The 4,544-nt window shown below is 68.2% G+C and carries 3 protein-coding genes and 1 pseudogene; all 4 read right to left on the minus strand.

Annotated features, from left to right (window positions below):
* Nucleotides 1-710 (minus strand): annotated as a pseudogene (locus tag ACIRDX_RS20760) (S9 family peptidase); the annotation flags it as partial.
* Nucleotides 711-930: 220 nt separating this feature from the next.
* The gene (locus ACIRDX_RS20765; protein WP_396627345.1) at nucleotides 931-1,794 is read right to left on the minus strand and encodes a hydroxypyruvate isomerase family protein; all 864 of its coding nucleotides are present in this window, start codon (nucleotides 1,792-1,794) and stop codon (nucleotides 931-933) included.
* Between the two features lie 219 nt (nucleotides 1,795-2,013).
* Nucleotides 2,014-3,222 carry a D-mannonate dehydratase ManD gene (manD, locus tag ACIRDX_RS20770; RefSeq protein WP_396627346.1) on the minus strand — a complete coding sequence of 403 codons (1,209 nt, stop codon included), beginning with the start codon at nucleotides 3,220-3,222 and terminating at the stop codon, nucleotides 2,014-2,016.
* 119 nt (nucleotides 3,223-3,341) lie between these two features.
* On the minus strand, nucleotides 3,342-4,370 hold the full coding sequence (locus tag ACIRDX_RS20775) for a PfkB family carbohydrate kinase (protein WP_396627347.1): 1,029 nt from the start codon (nucleotides 4,368-4,370) through the stop codon (nucleotides 3,342-3,344).
* Nucleotides 4,371-4,544: the final 174 nt, after the last annotated feature.

The raw sequence follows: 4,544 nt of genomic DNA on the forward strand, positions 1-4,544 counted from the left end.
AGCACGTCGGTCGCCGGGTCCGTGCCGACGACATGGCGCTTCACGCGCTTGGACAGCAGGGTCGTCGGGTCGATCTCGACGTAGAACACGGTGCGGTTGTCGGCGGCCCAGACCACGTTGCCCGAGGTGCCGGTGATCCGCTCGGGCGACAGGGCGCCCGTCGCGATGTCCTTGAACTGGATCACGTACTGGCGGCGCCCCACGGTGTCGGTCGAGTACGCGAGCCGCGCATTGTCGAGCGACACGTCCCACTGCCCCAGCGAGAAGTACTGGTGCCCCTCGGCGAGGGCGTTCTGGTCCACCAGCACCTGCTCGGCCCCGCCCCCGGCAGGCCGCCGGGTGTTGACCGCATAGTCCTTGCCCGCCACGAAGCGGCTGGAGTACAGGAATCCGCGCATCCGCCACGCCGGCTGCTCGTCGTCCTGCTTGTAGCGGCCCTTGAGCTCCTCGAACAACTGGCCCCGCAGCGCCTTCACCGGCGCGAGGATCGCCTCGGTGTAGACGTTCTCGGCCTCGAGGTACTTCAGCAGTTCGGGTGACTTGCGCGTGTCGTCGCGCAGCCAGTAGTAGGGGTCCTGGCGATCACCATGCGGCGAGGCGACCGTGTAGGGCTTCTGCGCCGCGACCGGCGGCGTCGGGGTCTGGGCCATGGACGGGACGGCCGCGACGACGAGGGCCGTCGCAGCGAGCAGGGACAGGCGAGGATGCATGGCGTCGTGGACGCGGCGCGCGACCGTGGGGACGACGCGCCACAGGGGCGGATTGATGTTTCGTGACCGTCGACTCTCGGTTCGTAGCCGTCGACCGTCAGTTCGTAGCCGTCGATGGTAGTTCGTCGCCGTCGGACTTGTCCGACGGTCAGTGATCTTCCCGGAAGATCCGGCGCCGAGGCGAGAGGACGCCCCCGAAGTGGCGTCCCCTCCCCCTACGCTACACGTTGCAGAGCTGGACGGCCTCGCGCAACGACGTGAGCGGGTCGCGCGTCGGGATGAACTCGTGCGCGAAGTAGCCCTGGTAGCCCTTGTCGGCGACCCACTTGGCAATCGACCGCCACTGCAGTTCCTGGGTATCGTCGAGCTCGTTCCGGCCCGGCACGCCGCCGGTGTGCAGGTGGCCGATGTAGTCCCAGTTCTCGCCCATGGTCCGGAGGATGTCGCCCTCCATGATCTGCATGTGGTAGATGTCGTACAGCAGCTTGATGCGCGGCGATCCGACGCGCTTGCAGATGTCGACACCGTAGGCGGTGTGGTCGCCGATGTAGTCCTTGTGGTTGACCTTGCTGTTCAGCAGCTCGACCACCACCGTGACACCCTCGGCCTCGGCGATCCCCTTGATGCGATTGAGGCAGGCCACGCTGTTGGCCTTGGCCTCCTCGAGATCCTGCCCCCGGCGGTTGCCGAAGAACGTGATCACGTTGGGCACGCCGGCCTTGGCGGCCTTCGGGATCATCTCGGTGAGCGAGGCGACGATGCCGTCGTGGAACTTGGTGTTGTTGATGCCGTCGGGGATGGAGCGCACCGCCGGGAATCCCGTCGAGCAGACCAGGCCGAAGTCCCGCTTGGCGATCGTCCACTCCTCCTCGGTGAGGAGGTCGATGGCCGGCAGCCCCATCTCGGCGCAGGCCTTGAAGAAGTCCGCGAGGGGAATCTTGTTGTAGCACCAGCGGCAGACCGACTGCTTGAGGCGGCCAGCGCCAGGCTTGGCGGCCTGCGCGCCAGCGACGGCCGGCAGCGCCGCGCCAGCGGCGGTCAGCGCCGCAGCGCCGAGAAGTTCACGACGGGTGACGTCGGACATGGGACGGAGTCTCCTTGAATGGGCGGATTGTAGCGCAGCACGGGACTGGGGGCTGGGCGCTGGAGGCTGGGGGCTTGACGACAAGGCCGTTGGTGCGTCGCCCATGGCCATCGTGGCGCCATGTCGAGTTCCTCGCCACCAGCCCCGTGGCAGTCCGTGCGGCATTCCCGGCATCGCAGCATCGCAGCATTCAGTTGGTGAGGGCGGCCCTGGCCGCCTTCACCAACTGTGCATCGTGCCATCGAGCTTGCGGTTCACCGGCAGGTAGGCGGGGTCGTACGGGTACTGCGCGGCCAACGCTTCGTCGATCTCCACGCCCAGTCCCGGTGCGTCGCCAGGGTGCATGTACCCGTCCCGGTACGTGTACTCGTGCGGGAACACCACGTCGGTCTCGGCGTTGTGCGGCATGTGCTCCTGGATGCCGAAGTTGTGCACGCTGAGGTCGAAGTGCAGCGCCGCGGCCATGCACACCGGGCTGAGGTCGGTGGCGCCGTGGCTGCCCGTGCGCACATGGTGCAGTTCGGCCAGCGCCGCGATCTTGCGCAGGTGGGAAATCCCGCCGGCATGCACGACCGTCGCGCGGATGTAGTCGATCAACTGCTCCTGGATCAACTGCTGGCAGTCCCAGATGCTGTTGAACACCTCGCCGACCGCGATGGGCGTCACCGTGTGCTGGCGAATCAGGCGGAAGGCATCCTGCTGCTCGGCCGGCGTCGGGTCCTCCATCCAGAACAGGTGGTAGGGCTCCAGTGACCGTCCGGCGCGCGCGGCCTCGATCGGCGTGAGCCGGTGATGGACGTCGTGCAGCAGGTCGATCTCCTCGCCGAACTCGGCGCGGATCCGCTCGAAGAGGCGCGGGATGAACGTGAGGTAGGCCTCGGTGCTCCACCGGTGCTCCGAGACGCCGCCCTTCTCCGCCGGCTCGTACGGGCGGTCGCCCTTCGCCACCCCGTAGGTGCTGCTGAGGCCGGGAACGCCCGACTGGACGCGGATGGCGGTGTACCCGAGGTCGAGGTGATGCGCCACGGCCTTCACGGCCTGGTCGACGTCGGCGCCGTTGGCGTGGCAGTACACGCGCACGGCCTCGCGCGACGCACCGCCCAGCAACTGGTAGACGGGCAGGTTGGCCACCTTGCCCTTGATGTCCCACAGCGCCGTGTCGACCGCCGCGATGGCGCTCATCGTGACCGGCCCGCGCCGCCAGTACGCGCCCTTGTACAGGAACTGCCAGATGTCCTCGATGCGCCGCGCGTCGCGCCCGATGAGCAGCGGCGCCACGTGGTCGGTGAGGTAGCTCGCGACGGCGAGTTCACGCCCGTTCAGGGTGGCGTCGCCCAGCCCGTGCACGCCGTCCTCGGTGACGACCTTCAGCGTCACGAAGTTGCGCCCCGGGCAGGTCACGATCACGCGTGCGTCGACGATCTTCATGCAATCTCGTGGCTCAAGGCTCAGGACTCAAGGCTCAGAAGGCTTGCTGATTCCGATCGGCATGCTCTCTGAGCCCTGAGCCGTGAGCCCTGAGCCCTGGGCAGTGAGTGTGCAGTGGGCTACCGCTGCACGCGTCCGCTGCCGTCGCCCTTCACGAGGCGCTCGACCTCGTCCACGGTGACGCGGTTGAAGTCGCCGGGGATGGTCTGCTTGAGGGCGCTCGCCGCGACCGCAAAGCGCAACGCGTCGATCGGTGACTTGCCCGACACCAGGCCGTAGATCAGGCCGCCGGCGAAGCTGTCGCCGCCGCCGATGCGGTCCACCAGACGCACCTCGTAGTGCTGGCTCCGCTGGAACTCGCCCGTCGCCTTCTCGTAGATGCAGGCGCTCCAGCCGTTGTCGCTGGCCGAATGGCTCTCGCGCAGCGTGATGGCGATGAGCGCGCAGTCGAACGTGTTGGCGACCTCGGCGGCGGTCGCCTTGTACGCCTCGAGATTGAGCTCGCCGGTCGTCACGTCGGTGCCGTGCACCTCGAAGCCGAGCACGGACTGGACGTCCTCCTCGTTGGCGATCACGACGTCGACGTACTCCATGAGCGGGCGCATCACCGACTGCGCCTTCTTCTCGGACCAGAGCTTCTTGCGGAAGTTCAGGTCCATGCTCACGGTCGCGCCCGCCGCCTTGGCCGCCTGCAGGGCCTCCTTCGTGCACGCCGCCGCATCGTCACCCAGCGCCGGGGTGATGCCGGTGCAGTGGAACCACGTCGCGCCGTCGAGAATCGGGCCCCAGTTCACGGTGCCAGGCTTCATCTCGGCGATCGCCGAGCGCGCGCGGTCGTAGATGACCTGCGACGCGCGCTGGCTGGCGGAGCTCTCGGCGTAGTAGACGCCGATGCGGTCACCGCCGCGCAGGATGTGCTCGGTGCGCACGCCCTCGGCCCGCAGCGCCTTCACGGCCGCCTCGCCGATGGCATGCGACGGCAGGCGCGTGACGTAGTGGCTCTCGCAGCCGAAGGCCGCCAGGCTCACCGCGACGTTGGCTTCGCCGCCGCCGAACGTGGCGACGAATTGCTGGGTCTGGAGGAAGCGCTCGAACCCCGGGGGGCTGAGGCGCAACATGATCTCGCCGAAGCAGACAGTCTTCATCATGAATCTCCCGGCTGCAGGCGACAGGCTGCAGGCGGCAATGACGCGGCGGTGCGCGCCGTGACCGTCGGGCAAGCCCGACGGCTACACCGGTCTCACGCGCGGGCAGCCTTGACGCTGCCGACGACGGTGCGGGCGTTCTCGGCAATCTGCGCGAAGTCGTTCGCGGCGAGGGCC

The organism is Luteitalea sp., from assembly GCF_044337415.1.
Lineage (GTDB): Bacteria > Acidobacteriota > Vicinamibacteria > Vicinamibacterales > Vicinamibacteraceae > Luteitalea.

Excerpts from the sequence above, each read along its gene's own strand:
- ACIRDX_RS20765 (WP_396627345.1), bottom strand. The coding sequence starts at position 1,794 with ATGTCCGACGTCACCCGTCGTGAACTTCTCGGCGCTGCGGCGCTGACC.
- manD (WP_396627346.1), bottom strand. The coding sequence starts at position 3,222 with ATGAAGATCGTCGACGCACGCGTGATCGTGACCTGCCCGGGGCGCAAC.
- ACIRDX_RS20775 (WP_396627347.1), bottom strand. The coding sequence starts at position 4,370 with ATGATGAAGACTGTCTGCTTCGGCGAGATCATGTTGCGCCTCAGCCCC.